13 protein-coding genes are annotated in these 17,140 nt (G+C 63.0%); 8 read left to right on the forward strand and 5 right to left on the reverse strand.

The annotated features are described in order from the left end of the window. Positions 1-6 precede the first annotated feature (6 nt). The gene (panP, locus tag K2O51_RS20845) at positions 7-1,665 is read right to left on the reverse strand and encodes a pyridoxal-dependent aspartate 1-decarboxylase PanP (protein WP_220631599.1); all 1,659 of its coding nucleotides are present in this window, start codon (positions 1,663-1,665) and stop codon (positions 7-9) included. A 238-nt stretch (positions 1,666-1,903) separates the two neighbouring features. Beyond that, a complete protein-coding gene (locus K2O51_RS20850) occupies positions 1,904-3,139 on the reverse strand; it encodes a tyrosine-type recombinase/integrase (protein ID WP_011297789.1) in 1,236 nt (411 codons plus the stop codon). 138 nt (positions 3,140-3,277) lie between these two features. On the opposite strand from K2O51_RS20850, the gene K2O51_RS20855 reads away from it, so the two are divergent. The 5 genes from K2O51_RS20855 (at position 3,278) to K2O51_RS35670 (ending at position 7,712) form a co-directional block, all read left to right on the forward strand. Further along, positions 3,278-4,435 carry a DNA-binding protein gene (locus K2O51_RS20855; RefSeq protein WP_011297790.1) on the forward strand — a complete coding sequence of 386 codons (1,158 nt, stop codon included), beginning with the start codon at positions 3,278-3,280 and terminating at the stop codon, positions 4,433-4,435. 218 nt (positions 4,436-4,653) lie between these two features. Next, positions 4,654-5,412, forward strand: a complete 759-nt coding sequence (gene ybgF / locus K2O51_RS20860) for a tol-pal system protein YbgF (protein WP_220631600.1) — start codon at positions 4,654-4,656, stop codon at positions 5,410-5,412. 279 nt (positions 5,413-5,691) lie between these two features. After that, a complete protein-coding gene (locus K2O51_RS20865; protein ID WP_011297792.1) occupies positions 5,692-5,976 on the forward strand; it encodes a helix-turn-helix domain-containing protein in 285 nt (94 codons plus the stop codon). Next, on the forward strand, positions 5,976-7,307 hold the full coding sequence (locus K2O51_RS20870; RefSeq protein WP_011297793.1) for a type II toxin-antitoxin system HipA family toxin: 1,332 nt from the start codon (positions 5,976-5,978) through the stop codon (positions 7,305-7,307). The genes K2O51_RS20865 and K2O51_RS20870 overlap by 1 nt, the downstream gene beginning before the upstream one ends. A 54-nt stretch (positions 7,308-7,361) precedes the next feature. After that, positions 7,362-7,712 (forward strand): hypothetical protein, encoded by a 351-nt coding sequence (locus tag K2O51_RS35670; RefSeq protein WP_337902914.1) that lies wholly within the window; start codon positions 7,362-7,364, stop codon positions 7,710-7,712. A gap of 56 nt (positions 7,713-7,768) precedes the next feature. Here K2O51_RS35670 and K2O51_RS20880 read toward each other — a convergent pair whose 3' ends face one another. After that, positions 7,769-8,593 (reverse strand): 3-oxoadipate:acetyl-CoA acetyltransferase, encoded by an 825-nt coding sequence (locus tag K2O51_RS20880; RefSeq protein ID WP_011297795.1) that lies wholly within the window; start codon positions 8,591-8,593, stop codon positions 7,769-7,771. A gap of 227 nt (positions 8,594-8,820) precedes the next feature. Beyond that, a complete protein-coding gene (locus K2O51_RS20885; protein ID WP_011297796.1) occupies positions 8,821-9,723 on the reverse strand; it encodes a LysR family transcriptional regulator in 903 nt (300 codons plus the stop codon). A gap of 114 nt (positions 9,724-9,837) precedes the next feature. Between K2O51_RS20885 and K2O51_RS20890 the strand changes: the two genes are divergently transcribed. Then, a complete protein-coding gene (locus K2O51_RS20890; RefSeq protein ID WP_220631601.1) occupies positions 9,838-10,587 on the forward strand; it encodes a sulfite exporter TauE/SafE family protein in 750 nt (249 codons plus the stop codon). Between the two features lie 13 nt (positions 10,588-10,600). Here K2O51_RS20890 and K2O51_RS20895 read toward each other — a convergent pair whose 3' ends face one another. Continuing rightward, complete coding sequence (locus K2O51_RS20895; protein ID WP_220631602.1) at positions 10,601-10,984, reverse strand: nuclear transport factor 2 family protein; 384 nt, start codon at positions 10,982-10,984, stop codon at positions 10,601-10,603. Positions 10,985-11,298: 314 nt separating this feature from the next. On the opposite strand from K2O51_RS20895, the gene katG reads away from it, so the two are divergent. Together katG and K2O51_RS20905 are read left to right on the forward strand one after the other, a co-directional pair. Beyond that, entirely contained in the window at positions 11,299-13,554 is a 2,256-nt protein-coding gene (gene katG / locus K2O51_RS20900) for a catalase/peroxidase HPI (RefSeq protein WP_245001944.1), read from the forward strand. 263 nt (positions 13,555-13,817) lie between these two features. Beyond that, positions 13,818-17,078 (forward strand): AfsR/SARP family transcriptional regulator, encoded by a 3,261-nt coding sequence (locus K2O51_RS20905; RefSeq protein ID WP_220631603.1) that lies wholly within the window; start codon positions 13,818-13,820, stop codon positions 17,076-17,078. Positions 17,079-17,140 lie beyond the last annotated feature (62 nt).

Raw genomic sequence — 17,140 nt, forward strand, 5'->3', positions numbered from 1 at the left:
CCAGCGTCAGCGCTGAAGCCTGCCGCTGGCTTCCACCAGAGCCATCAGCGCAGCCATGCATGGGCTGGCCGCCGCCAGCATGCGCTGTTCGTCAAGGATGTCCTGCAGGATGGCATGCGTTGTATCCGGATTGGCCAGCACCACGCGGAAAACCGCAATCGGGCGCCCTGCAAACTGTGTTGACGTCAACTGCGTGCGCGACACGAACGAGCGTCCGGCATCGCGCTGCATTTCCTGGATGCTGACGGTCAACGCATCGAGCGCATCCAGGATCTTCTCGCGCTTGTCCTCCGAAGCCGTTGCCAGTGCTGCGCGCACGGTCTCAGGCAAGTAACGATAGGTCAGGAGGCAAAGCTGCGGATGGCTGACGAGCTCGAAATCCGGCTGCTGCGCAATCAGCGAAGCAAAGTAGTGGGCGTTGTCGATGCTGCGGTCGATCAACTGCGCCAAACCCTTGCGACCGAGCAGATGCAGGTTCGCGTAAAGCATGACAGCCGCCGCGCCACGCGAGCCTTCGAGCGTATGACGGCCCAGGTCCACCGAGCCCTTGCGCACGATGTAGTTCGCATGCTGGATGATTTCCTGCGTCCACGCGGGGCTGCGGAACAGCACCATGCCGGCGCCCATCGGCACGTAGAACTGCTTGTGCGCATCGATGACGACGGAATCGGCACGCTCGATGCCCGCGAAGCGCCAGCGCTCGCGCTCCGACAGCAGCGTTGCGCCGCCCCATGCTGCATCCACGTGGAAATGGCAGCCGGCCTCCTGCGCAATATCCGCAATCGCATCCAGCGGATCGACCGAGCCTGTCTCGGTGGTCCCCGCTATGCCGACGATCGCCATCGGCCGGATGTTGCGCTGCTGCAGGTCACGCATGGTGTCGCGCAGCAAGTCGATGCGCATGCGGCCTTCCGCATCGACCTCGACAGGCACGAGATTGTCGCGCCCGATGCCAAGCACATCGGCTGCCTTGCCCAACGAGTAGTGGCCGCGCTCCGAGACGACGATCGCGAGGCCGTCATAGCCATAATGGCGCAGCGCTGCCACCATGCCGGCACGATGGATGCCGGCGAAGCCATCACGCGCGCCCAGCAGCTTGTTGCGGCTCGCCCATAAGGCGGTGAGGTTGGCGACCGTGCCACCAGAACAGATGGCGCCAAGCGCGTGATCGGCATCGTGCAGCCATCTGCCATAGAACGCACTGTCCTGGCTAAACACCAGCTTGTGCAGCATGCCGACGACCTGGCGCTCGAGCCCGGTCAGCGCACCCGACGTCTCCAGCTTCACGACGTTCTGATTCAGCGCAGCGACCACCTTGGCCAGAGAAGGCATGAACGATGGCAGCGACGACGTCATGTGTCCGACGAAGGTCGGCGATGCCACGGGCATCACGTGCCGAAACACGTCATGGAGCAGATGATCGGCATGCGCTTGCGGCGATGTCGGCGTCTCTGGCAGTTCTACCGACGCAAACACCGCCTCGCGTGTGTGGCAAGCGCCTACCGGTTCAAAGCTCTTGCCGGCGAAAAAATCCGCCGGATGCTCGGCGATCAGCCGCTCGAGCGATTCGAACGCACCGAGATCCGCATCGAACCAGCGCAAGGGGCAGTCGTCGCCCCCGTCCATGCTTTGGGAGGTCTTTTCGAGAGAGGTGTCCGGCGTCATTGCATTAGCGTGTGAAACGCAGCGAGGTCTCTAGTGAAGCTTGGGCCGGTGCGCCACACCCCTTGGTGTCATCAACGCGGATGGCAGCAGCGAGACTTGCAAGGCGCGCCTGCGTGGCAGACTGCAGCCGCCCGCCGGTGCCGCTGCGTTCAGATTTCAGGGGATTTTGCATTAAATGTTGCATCGTCACAAGGCGCGCAAGGCAGCGCCGAGGCGTCCAGGTAGGGGCGGACACTGCTCATGCCTTGCTGGTCCAGCCAATCCGATGCCGCTCCTGCGTCGCCTCATGCCGCGCATCGTCTTCGGTATGCAGGTAGATGCTGGTGGTGGAGATCGACGCGTGGCCAAAGTTGTCGCGGACATGGCGCAGGTCCACCTGCCGGTCGCTCATGTGCGAGCCCGCCGTATGCCGCAGCCAGTGTGCCGACGCGCTGGCCAGCACATCGGCCTGCGCCGCCCATTGCGGCCCGCGCGCGCGCAAGCGCTCTGCCGCCATGCTGAACACTTCCTTGAGGACCAGATGCAGGGCGCCGCGCGACATCGCCTTATCGGGGTTCGCGCGGCCGATCACCGGCAACACCAGCGGCCGATCTTCCCCGGGCTGCGGCATGGGCGGCAAGCCATTCGCGCGCCGGTAGCGGGCGAGTTCGGCAACGAGTTCGTCGGTCGCCGGGACCAGCCGCGGCTTGCTGCCCTTGCCGACGACCTCCAGCCACCAGCGCTCAATCCCCTGGGCGTCGCGCCGGCAGAAGAAGGCCCCCATGGTGGTGCCGGCGACTTCCGAGGCGCGCAGACCCGCCAGATACAGCACCGTGCAAAGCCAACGGCAGCGCGCCGCGTGCAGGCACTCGCGCTCGGTACCGGTCGGCATCGCTTCGATGGCTTCCTTGACCGCATCCCACAACGCGTGGCTCAGGTAGCGCGTAATCCTGGCCTGCGTCGGCCCGCGCCGGCGCCGCGCCAGCGAAAGCGGATTGCCTGACAGGTAGCCGGCTTCCGTAAGCCACGCAAAACAGGCATTGAGGATGACCATGGCCTGGCGCGTGCTCGCCGGCGACAGCGGGCCGGCAAACGGGCGCCAGCCGGGGTGGTTGCGCGCGAGCTTCTTGCCGGCGCCGAGCACCCACCGCGCGGCGGGTTGGGGGTCGCCGAGGAAGTGCTCGTAGGCCAGCAAATCTTCATGCGTCAGTGACGACAGAGGCTTCCCGCGTTGCAGCGTGGCCCACAACACGAGCCGCTCGACTTCGCGCCGATAGGCCTGAAACGTGGCCGGACTGTTGGCATAGCGCGCGAGCCAGGCGGCAACAGCGGCCAAATCATCCGACGCTGCAATCTGCGACCCGCGCGCCGGCGCCCGATTCGTGCCCTGAGCACCAGAAAGCTCGATGGGCAGGTGCAAGCGCTCGATCGGTACAGGCACGATGGCGGCGAGGGCGCGGGCGACCGGGGAGTGGACATCCAAGGCGGGTTGCATAGCGAGGGCAAGGGGAGAAATGTGATCTCGACGTTATTATAGACATAAGAACACTTATGTCTAAGAAAATTCGCATCGATCAAAATAAATAACGTATTACGTAGTAATATATACAGATCGAGCCGATTTGACCTTCCAATGCCCGTTGCCGACCTGGATTTAACCGATTCCGCCCTGCAAGCCGACCTCGCCGAACTGCGCGGCCGCTTCCCCGAAACCCGGGCGCTGTACCGGGAAGTCTGCGGCCTGCTGTTCTTTCGCTATGGCGTGACGCCCACCGCCAACAAGCTCTACAGCCTGGTGCGCAAGGGCAGCATGGGCACGCCCGCCGAGGTGCTGCAGCAGTTCTGGCAGGAGTTGCGCGGGCGCACCCGTGTCACGATTGACCACCCGGATCTGCCCGATGCGTTGAAAGAAGTCGCCGCCGACGCCATCAAGACGATTTGGCAGGCCGCCAACGAAGCCGCCAGCAGCGAGCTGGCGGCGCTCCGGGCGGAAGCCCGCGACGCGGCGAATGCGGCCGAGGCCGGGCGCGATGCCGCGCGCGCCGAGACAGCAGCGGCGCGCGAGGACGCACTGGCGATCTCGGCGCAGTTGGGCGAGGCCCGGCAGGCGCATGAAGCGGTCCAGGTCGAACTGGCGGCCGAGCGCCAGGCGCACGCCGCGACGCGGGCGCGATGGGAAGCGGGACGGAGCGAGCTGGAGGCGGCGGGCCGTCAGCTGGCGGATCTGCGCACCCAGTTCTCGACCGAGCTCGAGCGTGCGCGCGAGCAGGTGGTCATTGCCCAGGAACGGGCCGAGGCGAGCGAGCGGCGCGCGCTGCGTGAGCTCGACCAGGAACGCACGGCTCGCCAGAAGAGCGACCGCACCGCCGAAGAGTTGCGCGGCGAACTGGCGGCGGCGCGCAGCGAAGCCCGCGACGCCGCGGTGTCGCAGGCCGAGGTCCGCGCCCGGCTCGAAGCCCAGGTCGTAGCGCTCACGGACCGGCTTTCGGCCGCCGAACAGGCGCAGGGCCGGCAGGCGCTCGAGCAGGAGCGGATGGGCACCGAGCTGGCGGCGGCACAGCGACGCGCCGAGCGCGCCGAAGCCGAGGCGGCGCTCGTGCCTCAGCTGTTGGCGGAGTTGCGCGGGGCGCTGCACGAGCGGGACAGCAGTCGGCGACGGGGGAAGGGTCGCGGGCAAGCGCCGGCAGGGAACCAGGCCCAGCACCCACAGCAGCCGGATCCGGGCGTACAGGCACCGTCCGCCGACGGCGGCGACAGTATCGATAGCAGCAGCGATGACCACGAACACTAAGCGGACGGCGAAGATTCGCTGGATCCAGTATCAGGTGGCCAGCTACGGGCTGACCCGGGACGGGCAGGGGAGATGGCTTTCGTGGCTCAAGCTGGCGGTCAATGCGGGCAGAGCGAGGAGTTATGCCGGGCTGGACAGGCCCGCAGATGCATTCGGCCTTTGCCCCCCCGCCCGCCGATGTGACGAGGCTAACTGACACAACCAACCACGATCCGTTTATGAAAGTACGCGTTCTCACCCTGTTGTGGCTCGCCGCTATGGCTGGCGGCGGCCTCCTGCCAACCGCGCCGGCGCATGCCGGAGCGTTCGACGATGACCAGGCACGCAGGACGGTCATCAACCTGCGTGACCAGTTCAACAGTTTCCAGGCGACTGCGACCCAGCGCATCGAGCAGAACAGCCGCACCACGCTCGACCTCCAGAACCAGCTCGAAGGCCTGCGCCAGGAAGTGGCGCGGCTACGCGGCCAGAACGAAGTGCTGCAAAACACGGTGACGACCCTGCAGAAGCAGCAGAAGGACTACTACGCCGACCTTGATGGGCGCCTGAAGACGCGCGAGCCGCAGCAGGCTTCGGCCGAAGACCGCCAAGGGACATCGGCGCCGGGGGAGAAGCCCGAATACGACGCCGCGCTCAGGCATTTCCAGGCGGGCGACTTCAAGAGCGCGGGGAACTCGTTCTCGTCGTTTATCAAGAAGTATCCGCAGAGCCCGTACGTGCCGCTGGCGCAGTACTGGCTCGGCAACTCGCTATACGCGCAGCGCGACTATAAGGGGTCCACCTGGGTGCTACAGCAAATGATCCATGCGAACCCGACGCATCCGAAGGTGCCGGACGCCATGATCGCGGTGGCCAATAACCAGCTCGAATCCGGTCAGAAGCCGGCCGCGCGCAAAACGCTGGAACAGGTGGTGGCCAAATATCCCGGTACGGAAGGCGCGCGTACGGCAAACAACCGGTTGAAGACATTGCACTAAGTGCGGAGGTCTCCAGCGGGCCGCCTCTTAGGCTTTCGGCGTACGTTGTGCTGTAGGGAGCATGTATAAGTGAAAAAGCAATGCTATTGCATTGTTTTGGTAAAGGAGGTATTCGATAGTATTTTCCGGCTCAGTCACTTCGCAAGGGCTAGTTTGCGCTTTGTCCACCACCTATTGCATGGATTTTGGCGTACATGCATTCGATAGCGTGTATCTCTCTTGTCCGGCGGCGATTGAAGCCACATACTATGGAAGAGTTTCCAGCGCAAAAAGTATGCTATGTCATTACTCTCGCAGACGCAGACCCTGCGCAATCGCCGCGGCATCACCATCGCCGATCTGAGCCGGATGATCGGTATGGCAGCGCAAAACCTCTCGACTATCCTGCGGGGGAAAAAGGATAGCCGGGCCTCGACTTTCGAATCGCTGGCCGCTGCCATGGATGCCGAGTGGGTACTGGTGCCCAAGGAGAAGCTGGCTGAGGTACGCCAGGTTCTCGACGGCAAAGGTAGCGGTCCGGATCGCACTGCTCGGTCCACACTGGATTACCTGGTGAGCAAATAATGAGCTTTGAACTGCACCCCCGGTACCTGGAGGTTCACCTTCATGGGCGGCTCTGCGGCTTCCTTTGTGAAGCGGGTGGGAATACCCGCTTCGTTCCCACGGACGAATACCGTGGCGACAACGAGCGTTACACGCTCAGCTTGTCCATTACTCTGCCAACAGAGATTGGCCGGGAAGCCACGTCGGCAGTGTTCGACAACGCGTTCCACCCCGCGATCTACAACACGGGCGGCGAGCTTCCCCCGTACTTTGCCGGGTTGCTGCCGGAGGGCGAACTGCGCAAGCGCCTTGAGTCCACCCGAACGAATCCTGAGGACAAGGACGATTTTGGCGTTCTGGCCTCCGCTGGCAACGATTTGCCGGGCGCCATCGTTGTGAAGCCGGCCGATGTCCGCGCACTGCCGGGATACGTGCGCACCTACGGCGTGACGGGCGGCGCTGACAACCTCGAGATCGCGGTAGTCGAAGGCGCGACGGAAGGCGCGGCGTCGGTTTCGGGTGTCCAGAACAAGCTGGCGCTTTCGACGATGCGCAAGGGCGAGCGGTACACCCTCCCGACTAAGGGGAAGGTATCCGACATCATCGCCAAGCTGCCGGCGAAGAATGACGATTCCCAGGTGTTCAACGAATACGTGTCGATGCATCTTGCAGCGGCGGCCGGAGTGAACATCGCCCCGATCCAGGTTCTTCCCATGTCGAGTATCGACGTGCCGGACCTGGCAGATTTGATGGGAAAGGGCTTGCATTACCTGGCGGTGGAGCGCTTTGATCGCGCCGCCGACGGTGGCCTTCTCCATGCGGAGGACGGCTGTCAAATGCTCGGCCGGATGCCCAACAGGAAGTACGCAAAGCGTGAAGAGTACATTCGGCTACTGGCGGCACTGTACCGGCTCAGCCCGAAGGGATTTGAGAACGTACGACAGTTCTTCTTGCGCCAGGCAGTCAATACGCTGATCGGCAATAGCGACGCGCATCTGAAGAACTTCTCGGTGATCTACCGCGACCGGAAGCTGCCGGAGCTCTCGCCGGCGTACGACATCGTGTGCGTCGCTGCCTTGCCCAACTTCACGTCCTATGGTCAGAACGTTGCGATTGACGAGATCCAGCGCAAGGAGACCATGGATCTTTATGAAGATATCGCGGACAAGGCCGGCATCCCCAGGCGGATCGCTACAGCCGCGGTCAAGGAGGCCGTGTCCATGGCCCACGCGCATTGGCCAGGCCTTCTGGAGAAGATGGGCGCATCGCAAGCGTTGCGCGACGTCATCGCCGAGCGACTGGAGAATCTACCGTTGGCTAAGGTGGGAAGGCCAACGAGGAAGGGGGCTTGACCGGGCATGCCATGATTTCGACCAGGTGATTGTTGCGTAACGGGAAACCGTCTGTTGCTGAGTTCCCTCTTTGTCGCTTTCGGGAAAACCCTTATCTTTCAATCCATGCGATACCGCAACGCAGCAACTCCATCACTGGCGGGTCGCTCGGAAAAAAAGAGAAAAGAGAAAAGAGAGAGGGAAATCATGAACGCCACCCGCTACACCTTGATCGTCATCACCGCCATCGCCGCCGCCTTGTCGGCTGCCCCGGTTCTGGCTGACAGCACAAAGTTCGATCCCTACACTGCCGGTGCTCGGGCTGCGAAGTACGACATCTACGCCGATGGCGCAAAGGCAGGCAAATTCGATGTCAACTCCGACGGCGCCCGCTACGAGTTCTCGACCGACCACATGCCGCTCTGAGGCAGCGAGCCCGGAATTCGGGCGCATCTAGCGGTGCGGATCGAGGGGACGCATCTTCAACCCAGACTCATGATCTCGCGCGCCTGGGCCGCGGTTGCGACAGGGCGACCATACTCCTCGCAAAGCTCGGCAACCTGGCGCACAAGCGCGGCATTAGATGGGGCGAGCGTATTCTTGTCCAGTCGCACATTGTCCTCGAGCCCGGTGCGGCAGTGTCCCCCGAGTTCCAGTGACCAGCGGGCCATTGTCAGTTGATGGCGACCGATGCCGGCGCCAGTCCATGTCGCATCGGGCGAAAGGCGCTTCAGGGTCTGAACGTAGAATTCAAGCACTTCGCGATCGACGGGCATTGCATTCTTGATGCCCATGACAAACTGGATGTGTAGCGGACCGACGATCGCGCCGGCCGCCTGCATGGCAGCGGCCTGGAAGATCATCGACAGGTCAAAGGCCTCGACTTCGGGCTTGATGCCGTAGGTTTTCATCTCGGCGGCGAGCCAGTCGACCAGCTCCGGCGGATTGTCATAGACGCGGGTTGGGAAATTGACCGACCCGGTTGCCAGGGACGCCATATCAGGCCGCAGGGAAAGCATGGCGCCTCTCTCATTGCCGGCGCCGGAGCGACCACCGGTGGACACCTGAGTGATCATGCCCGGCGCGTGCTTGCGAATGCCCTCCAGCACCAGTGCGAAACGATCCGGATTTGACGTGGGCGTTTCGTCATCGTTGCGCACGTGGAGATGAACCAGGGTCGCCCCGGCTTCGAATGCCGCCTGGGTCGATTCCACTTGCTCGCTCACTGTGATTGGCACAGCCGGATTGTCTTTCTTGCGCGGCAGTGATCCCGTGATCGCAACAGAAATAATGCAGGGCTTGTTCATGCTTGATGTCGGTAGATTAGGCGGGCGGGCGAGGGCTTGCTGGTGCCTCCAGGGGCGCTGACATGGCGACCTCTGCGCTGGGGCGCGCCCTCGTTCGTGTGGGTCGACACTTCGCATGCATCGTATTGGCGGCGGCGGGGCTCAGTCCAATACTGATTGGGTCTGCAACCATACGGATGGAGTATCGATTGCCGTAGCGGACCGGTCGCCTTGTGTTGTCACATTGTTCACAGTGAGGGGGTCTGCGGTCTACCACCGAGATGCGCCAGCAGACTTTGCATCGGCTTAGACAGACTGTGCCATTGCTGAAAGCACAGGCAGAGCTGTCTGCGCGCCCAATCCTCTCTGATCATGAGGGTTTTGAACGGATATCTGCGTCGATAGCGTTTTGCGGCCGCCAACGGAATGATCGCGACTCCCACTCCCTGCGACACCATCTGGCACGATCCCTCGAAGGTCTTCATGCGAATACGGAGTGACAACGTCTTACGCAGACCTGCGGCGTGTTCTTCGATGTGGTCTTGAAGCGCGCTCCCCGCCTCCAGGCCAACGAACTGCTCGCCCGTAATTTCGGCAAAGCAAACTTCCTTCGATGCTGCGAGTCTGTGTGCCACAGGAACAATCAGGACGAGATGGTCGCTGCCGACGGGCTGGATTGTGAGACCCGTGGGATTGACGGCATCGGATACCACGCCCGCTTCGGCCAGTCCCGCGCTGATCATCTTCACGATCTCGGCACTTGTACGTTCTCTGAGATCCATGTGCAGACGCGGACGCTGTGCAAGCCACGGGGCAAGCTTCTCCGGCAACAGGCCAGTCAGCGCCGCCGTATTTGCGTACAGCTGCAACGTACCGCGTGCACCAGCACCAAAGTCCCGTAGCTCCCCTTGCAACAGGCTGTGCTGTCGGAGGATCAGACGGGCATGGTGCGCCAGCGCCTCGCCTGCCTCGGTGGTTACTACCCCTTTGCGGCTTCTCTCAAGCAGGACGACACCGGCATCCGCCTCGATATTGCTGAGACGCTCGCTTGCCGACGCCAACGCAAGGTTTGCTTGTCTGGCCCCGGCTGTGATGCTGCCGGCATCGACCACGCAAACGAACAAGCGCAGATCCGCGAGATCGAATCTCATACGGCCTCCAAGACGGCTTTCCTTCGGCAAATCCGAAGGGGGTGTCGGAAAAACCGCATTGTGCCAGCCCAGGACCCGATATGTAATGGCCGCTATGACTGCGCGGACCATCGTATGAATACTCTGACCATTGGATCGATTTGCCTGCTCTCCGCCACGTTCGTCGGGGCCGGTATGGTCAAAGGCGTGACGGGAATGGGGTTGCCAACGGTTGCCATGGGCGTGCTTGGCGCGATCATGTCACCGCTCACAGCGGCGGCGATCCTGATCATTCCGTCGTTCGTGACCAACGTGTGGCAAATGCTGGCTGGGCGCGGCACGCTCCGTCTCATGCGACGGCTCTGGGCAATGATGCTCTGCATCGTGATCGGTACCCTGATGGGGACGCGACTGCTGGTAATCGTTGACCCGGTCTGGGCGGGACGTGCGTTGGGCCTGGCCTTGATCGCCTATGCTGCCTACGCTCTGTTCTTGCCGACGCTCTCGGTCCCGGAACGGCTCGAGTCCTGGCTTTCGCCCGTCATCGGCATTGTTACCGGGGTATTGACTGGCGTCACCGGTATCTTCACGATTCCTGCCGTGCCCTATGTGCAGTCGTTGGGTCTTCAGAAGGACGAACTCGTGCAGGCCCTTGGCCTTTCGTTCACCGTCTCCACAGTCGCACTCGCAGGAGGGCTCCTGGCCCAAGACGCGTTTCGACTCGATCAGCTCGGCTTGTCCCTTCTGGTTGTCATTCCCGCGCTCGCAGGAATGTGGTTGGGCGCGATCGTGCGGCAGAAGATCAGTCCCCAAGCCTTCCGTCGTGGCTTTCTCATGTTCCTGATCATCCTGGGTCTCGAACTGGCGCTTCGTCCTTTTTCCTGAGGCCTGCAGAGCCTTAGACACAACGGGCGGCGGTATCGTAGAAGCCGCGCCAGCGCGTAATCTTGCCGTCGCGCACAGTGAACACATGCGCCCAGTCGGATTCGAACGGCTTGCCTTCCGGCACCGTAGTCCCCTTTACAAAGCCGAGCACCACCAAATCGTCTCCGGCTTCGATAAATTCGCGAGCTTCGAAGACCTCGATGACATCGTCCTGCATCATCTGCTCGAAGACTTCGCGAATCTCCGCCAAGGTTCCGCGCGTGCCTGCGTACCGCATGGCCGGCGGCCCGACGAACTTCCAGTCAACCTGTTGAGCCATGAGGCTCATGACGGTATCGATCTGCCTCCTGCGATACGCCTCGTATGACGCTTGAACGACTTCCTTAGGACTTGGCATTTCTGGCTCCCGTTTCACGCAAGCCGGCTTGTCGCGCCGACGCATCCAAACTAGGGCGCATCAGAATCACTTTCAAGCTGCAGCAGGGACTTTGATAAATCGCCCAGCCTTGACGGAAGCAAAGGATCAAGGCAACCGCCCAATCAGTAGTTTCTGGTGGAGGGAGTGCGACCTGGCCGAGGCAAACTTTGCGATTGGCTTTCGCTATTGCGCTGATTATTAAATTTCAACACCTTTGCCTTGATTTTGTGCCGGCAAGTACTACTCCAACGGAATGCCACCTCAAATATGGTGCCCCCGTCCTGGAGGATGATATGACTGACAAGCAACATACCAGAAGTGTTAGCGAGAGCGAGAACCCTGCCATCCCTTCACCGACTCCAAAGGTCAGCCGCCCCAGGCGGAACAAGGACTGGTGGCCGAATCAACTGGATCTTTCGGTGCTTCACACGCACTCGCACCTGTCCTGCCCGCTGGAAGAAGAATTCGACTATGCGGACCAGTTCAGGGGTCTTGACGTTGACGCGCTGAAGCAAGACCTCATCCAGCTGATGACGACATCGCAGGATTGGTGGCCGGCCGACTACGGCCACTATGGGCCGTTGTTCATTCGCATGTCCTGGCATGCCGCCGGCACGTACCGCATCGCCGATGGCCGCGGTGGCGGCGGCGAGGGCCAGCAGCGGTTCGCGCCGCTCAATAGTTGGCCGGACAACGCCAATCTCGACAAGGCGCGCCGACTGCTCTGGCCCCTGAAGAAAAAGTATGGCCAGAAGGTTTCGTGGGCCGATCTGCTGATCTTTGCGGGCAATGTGGCTTATGAATCAATGGGGTTCAAGACTTTTGGCTTCGGCTTTGGCCGGCCTGATGTCTGGGAGCCAGAAGACATATTCTGGGGTCCGGAGGACACCTGGCTCGGGGACGAGCGCTACAGCGGCGACCGCGAACTCGCCAAGCCACTCGCCAACGTACAGATGGGCCTGATCTACGTGAATCCAGAGGGGCCAGGGGGCAACCCCGATCCGCTCGCTGCGGCGAGGGATATCCGAGAGACTTTTGCCCGCATGGCCATGAACGATGAAGAAACCGTTGCGCTCATCGTGGGCGGCCACACCGTCGGCAAAACACATGGTGCTGCGCCGGCGGCAGGGAATGTCGGTTTGGAACCGGAGGGCGCCCCGATCGAGGAGCAAGGCCTGGGCTGGAAGAACAAGTTCGGCAGCGGCAAGGGTTCCGACGCGATTACCAGCGGACTTGAAGGCGCATGGACCAACAATCCGACCAAATGGGACAACGGCTTTCTGGAGAACCTGTTCAAATACGAGTGGGAACTGACGACAAGCCCGGCGGGCGCGAAGCAGTGGAAGCCGAAGAATCCGGAAGCGAATGACACGGTGCCCGATGCACATGGAGCGTCCAGGCGACATTCCCCGACGATGCTGACCACAGACCTGTCACTGCGCATGGATCCGATCTACGGACCGATTGCCAAACGCTTTCACGACAATCCGGACCAGCTCGAGGATGCATTTGCCAAAGCCTGGTTCAAATTGCTTCACCGTGACATGGGTCCTCGCTCGCGCTATCTGGGCCCATGGATCCCCGAGGCGCAGCTTTGGCAGGACCCGATCCCACCCGTCGAACATGAACTGGTCAGCGAACAGGATATCGACGCCCTCAAGCGAACGATCCTCGGTTCTGGTCTGTCCGTCCCTGAGTTGATATCGACAGCGTGGGGCGCTGCCGCCAGCTTCCGTGGCACCGATAAACGTGGTGGTGCGAATGGCGCGCGGATTCGCCTGGCGCCGCAAAAGGACTGGGAGTCCAACGAGCCTTCGCGGCTGGCAAAGGTCCTGACAGCCCTAGAGCGCATCCAGAACGACTTCAACGGCTCGCAGTCCGGCGGCAAGAAAGTCTCGCTTGCCGATCTGATTGTTCTTGGCGGTTGCGCCGCTGTTGAGGAAGCGGCCAGAAGAGCGGGATTCAACATTAGCGTCCCGTTCGCGCCGGGCCGCACCGATGCATCGCAGGAACAGACGGATGAGAGCATCTTTGACGTGCTCGAACCTATCGGTGACGCGTTCCGGAACTATTTCCGGGCAGAAGACCCTCTGTCGCCGGAAACCCGTCTGCTGGACCGGGCCAATCTCCTGAAGCTGACCGCGCCGCAGATGACGGTACTCGTCGGCGGCATGCGAATGCTCGATGCAAACCACGGCCAATCCAGGCACGGCGTGTTCACCGACAAGCCGGGCACGTTGAGCAACGAATTCTTCGTGAACTTGCTCGACATCGGCACAGCGTGGAGACCTTCCGTTGCGGACAAGAGCGTGTACGAGGGCATTGATCGCACTTCGGGCAAGACCCGGTGGACCGCGACGGCCGCCGACCTCGTCTTCGGAGCGCATTCCCAATTGCGCGCGCTGGCCGAGGTCTACGCGTGCGACGACGGCAAGGAAAGATTCGTGCGCGACTTCGTGGCGGCGTGGAACAAGGTCATGAATCTCGATCGCTACGATCTGCTCGGCACACGAAACGGACGACGGGCGGTTACCTCCAAACCAGTCTGACAACCCGGCAGCAAGCAGGTGCAGGCGCTCCCGCAAGGGGCGCCTGCACCGCGTTGCGAAAAGGCATCATTAGCTACGCCGCTGGCGGAGTTCGATTTCAGAATAAAGGGGCGAAATACCCGACACTGGAGATATAGTCACGAATGCCGCTCGCGCGGGCGTGGTTGTGGGACAGACAGCACCCGCGCGAGCGCTTCCGCAGTGCGCATCGCACGCTGCCGAACAGGAGCTCCCCGTCGCCTTGTGCCGTATTGCGCCCCAGCATGACTTCCCAGACCCGCTACTCCGTCAGTCTGTTTGGAGAGTTCCAGCTCGACGGCGCCGACGCGCCCCGGTTCAACGCAAACTCGCCCCGTTTGCAGGCGCTGCTCGCCTGTCTTGTCCTGCATCGCGACGCACCGCAGACACGGCAGCAGCTTGCGGTTCTGTTCTGGCCGGATTCCTCGCAGGCACAGGCGCGTAATGCCCTGCGTCAGCTGCTGTTCCAGCTGCGCAAGGCCTGGCCGGAGGCAGATCAGTTCGTCCATGCCGATGCCCAAACGGTGCGATGGTTGCCCGATTCGGCGCTCGACCTCGATGTCGCCCAGTTCCAGTCGGCGCTTGCGGCTGCGGCCAGGGCCGCAAGGCACGGCGACCCAGGCGCTGAAGAAGAATCGCTGACGCATGCCGCGCATCTCTATCGCGGTGACCTTCTGGCCAACTGCTACGACGAGTGGATCCACGCCGAGCGCGAAAGGTTGCGCGAACAGTGCATCGCGGCGCTTGCACGCCTCGGTCAACTGAGCGAGGACCGGCGAGACTATGCCAAGGCGCTGAAGTACACACAGCAGTTGCAGCGGCTCGACCCGTGCCGCGAGCCGACCTGCATGGCGCTGATGCGCCTGCATGCGCTGAACCACGACCACGCATCGGCCATGCGCGCCTATCAAACGTGCGTGGAAACGCTCGCGCGCGAATTGGGTGTCCTGCCTGGCGAACCCATGCGCGAGGCCTATGCGCGGCTGGCAGGGCAGGGTGCGTCCATGCAGCGCCAACGCCCGCGGGAAGCGATGCTGCCCATGATTGGCCGGCATAGCGAATGGCGCCGGCTTCTTGAAGTCTGGCAACGGGCCCAACTGGGCGACAAGCAGTTTGTGCTGATCCTGGGCGAGGCCGGTATCGGCAAATCGCGCATGGCAGAGGAACTGCTGGTCCATCTGTCCGAGCAAGGCATCACTGTCGCGCATTCGCGCGCCTATGCGGCCGAGGGTCAGCTCGCGTTTGCGCCGGTGACCGGCTGGCTGCGCAGCGCTGCCCTGAGCGGCGCAATCGGCAAGCTCGACAGACTGTGGCTGAGCGAGGTCACGCGACTGTTGCCCGAACTCCTCACGCAGCAATCCGGACTATCGCCGCCGTCGCCGCTGACCGAGTACTGGCAACGCCAGCGGTTCTTCGAGGCGCTGGCGCGAGCCGTGCTTGCACAAGGCGGGCCGCTGCTGTTGCTGCTCGACGACCTGCAATGGTGCGACGGCGAGACGCTCGAATGGCTGCGATTCCTGATGCGCTTTGACGCGACGGCAAGGGTGATGGTGGTCGCAACGGCGCGGCCCGAGGAAATCATGCCGCGACATGCTGCGAACCGGTTGCTGGACGCACTGCGCCGGGACGACCAGTTCGTCGAGATTCCATTGGGGAGTCTGGATGCCGCCGAGACGGCAAAGATTGCGGCCCAGATCCTGGACCGGCCGCTGGCCGACACGGAAGCCACCCGGCTGTTTGAAGAGAGCGAGGGCAACCCGCTGTTTGCGGTCGAGATGACGCGGGCCCGCTCCGACACCGTGCCGGTCGGCAACACACAGGGCGGCATGGCATCGAAGTTGCCGCCCAAGGTCTACACCATCATCTCGAACCGGCTGGCGCAGCTTCCGTCGGAAGCCCGCGATATGGTCGGGGTGGCTGCAATCATTGGCCGGGCATTCACGACCGACATCCTCGCCCAGGCCAGCGACCTCGACGAGGATGCCCTCGCTGGCGCGCTGGACGAGTTGTGGCAGCGGCGCATCGTGCGCCAGACCGACAGTGGTGGCCTGGCCTTCGACTTCAGCCATGACAAGATCCGCGACGTTGCCTACGCCGAAGTCAGTCCGCTGCAGCGCCGCCGCCTGCATTTGCGCGTGGCGCGAGCGCTCGAGCGGGCGCCAGGCGAAGCGCCCGATGCGGCAAGCGCGCAGATCGCCTGGCACTATGAGCAGGCGGGCCAGCCAGCCCAGGCGGCGGCATTCTATCGGCGCGCGGCCGGTGTTGCGCAGCGTGTGTATGCCTATGATGACGCCATGGCATTGCTGACGCGAGGGCTGGTGCAAGCGGAGCAGATTGCCGATCCGCATGAGCGCGCCAGTCAGTCGCTGGCCCTGCAGCTCGACCTTGCGCCACCGATTCGCATCGCCCGTGGTTGGGCCGCTCCTGAACTGGACGCGCCGCTGCGACGCGCGGTGGAACTGAGCCGGCTGGTGGGGGACAGCAATCAGCAGGCCCGCGCCCAGGTCAGCCTGTCATTTTTCCTGGCAGTGCGTGCAGAACTTGCACAGGCACGCAGCCTGAGCGAGGAGGTGCTTGCAGGCATGGGGAAGCCCGGTTCGGGCACCTACTCGGTGATGGCATGGACGAGCATCATGGGCAGCCTGGTCCAGCAAGGCGACTGGCTCGCTGCCGAGCCGGCGTATCAACGCGCGCACGCTGCCTATGACGAAGCCCAGCATGCCGAGCATGCGTCCCTGATGGGCGGTAACTTCGGCGTGCTGGCTGCCGCGTGGTCGGCGCACGCACTGTGGTTCCGCGGGCTTGCCGATCAGGCTCTTCAACGTGGCCACGAAGCACTCGAGATAGCGAACCGGGTAGCGCACCCGTTCTCCCGGGCGCTTGCGCTGTCCTATCTGGCGACACAGCATGCGCTGCGAGGCGAGCACGGTCTCACGCTCGACTATGCCCGCCAGGCGCACGAGATCGCCGAGCAATACCACGTAGGCTACTACCTCGCCTGGGCAGACATGCTGCTCGTCTGGGCGAACGCGAAGCAGTCGCCGGGTGCCGATGCCGTAGTGGCCATGCGGGCGGCTCTCGAAGCCTTTCACGCGACGGGCGCACGCCTGCGTCTGCCGCTCTATTTGGGCATGCTGGCCGAATGTCTCGGCGACGTGGGAGAGACCGAGAGTGCGTTGGCGGCTCTGGACCAGGCGTTCGAATGTGCCGGTCGAACTGACGAGCACTGGCTGGACGCCGAACTGTACCGTCTGCGCGGCGACTTGCTGCTGCGCAGCAGCGCCAACGTCGCCGAAGCCGAGTCATCGTTGACCAGGGCGATCGAGATCGCCACGGCCCAACGCGCCCTCCCGCTTGAACTGCGTGCCACGCTGTCATGGGCGGCACTGCGTGCCGCGCAAGGGCGCGTCGCTGCGCACGAGGTGATCGCCGCGCCGCTTGCGCGATTCACGGAAGGCTTCGATCAGCCCGACATCGTCACGGCGCGGGCGTTACTCGCGCGTTAGTCTCCGCGCGACCGCCGCGCTCAGGTCGGGGGACAGAACCCCCATGTAACGGCGCACCTAAC

The sequence above is a fragment of the Cupriavidus pinatubonensis genome (assembly GCF_019602855.1).
Taxonomy (GTDB): Bacteria; Pseudomonadota; Gammaproteobacteria; order Burkholderiales; family Burkholderiaceae; genus Cupriavidus; species Cupriavidus pinatubonensis.

Coding starts and splice junctions, on each gene's coding strand:
- panP (WP_220631599.1), bottom strand. CDS start 1,665: ATGACGCCGGACACCTCTCTCGAAAAGACCTCCCAAAGCATGGACGGG.
- K2O51_RS20850 (WP_011297789.1), bottom strand. CDS start 3,139: ATGCAACCCGCCTTGGATGTCCACTCCCCGGTCGCCCGCGCCCTCGCC.
- K2O51_RS20855 (WP_011297790.1), top strand. CDS start 3,278: ATGCCCGTTGCCGACCTGGATTTAACCGATTCCGCCCTGCAAGCCGAC.
- ybgF (WP_220631600.1), top strand. CDS start 4,654: ATGAAAGTACGCGTTCTCACCCTGTTGTGGCTCGCCGCTATGGCTGGC.
- K2O51_RS20865 (WP_011297792.1), top strand. CDS start 5,692: ATGTCATTACTCTCGCAGACGCAGACCCTGCGCAATCGCCGCGGCATC.
- K2O51_RS20870 (WP_011297793.1), top strand. CDS start 5,976: ATGAGCTTTGAACTGCACCCCCGGTACCTGGAGGTTCACCTTCATGGG.
- K2O51_RS20880 (WP_011297795.1), bottom strand. CDS start 8,593: ATGAACAAGCCCTGCATTATTTCTGTTGCGATCACGGGATCACTGCCG.
- K2O51_RS20885 (WP_011297796.1), bottom strand. CDS start 9,723: ATGAGATTCGATCTCGCGGATCTGCGCTTGTTCGTTTGCGTGGTCGAT.
- K2O51_RS20890 (WP_220631601.1), top strand. CDS start 9,838: ATGAATACTCTGACCATTGGATCGATTTGCCTGCTCTCCGCCACGTTC.
- K2O51_RS20895 (WP_220631602.1), bottom strand. CDS start 10,984: ATGCCAAGTCCTAAGGAAGTCGTTCAAGCGTCATACGAGGCGTATCGC.
- katG (WP_245001944.1), top strand. CDS start 11,299: ATGACTGACAAGCAACATACCAGAAGTGTTAGCGAGAGCGAGAACCCT.
- K2O51_RS20905 (WP_220631603.1), top strand. CDS start 13,818: ATGACTTCCCAGACCCGCTACTCCGTCAGTCTGTTTGGAGAGTTCCAG.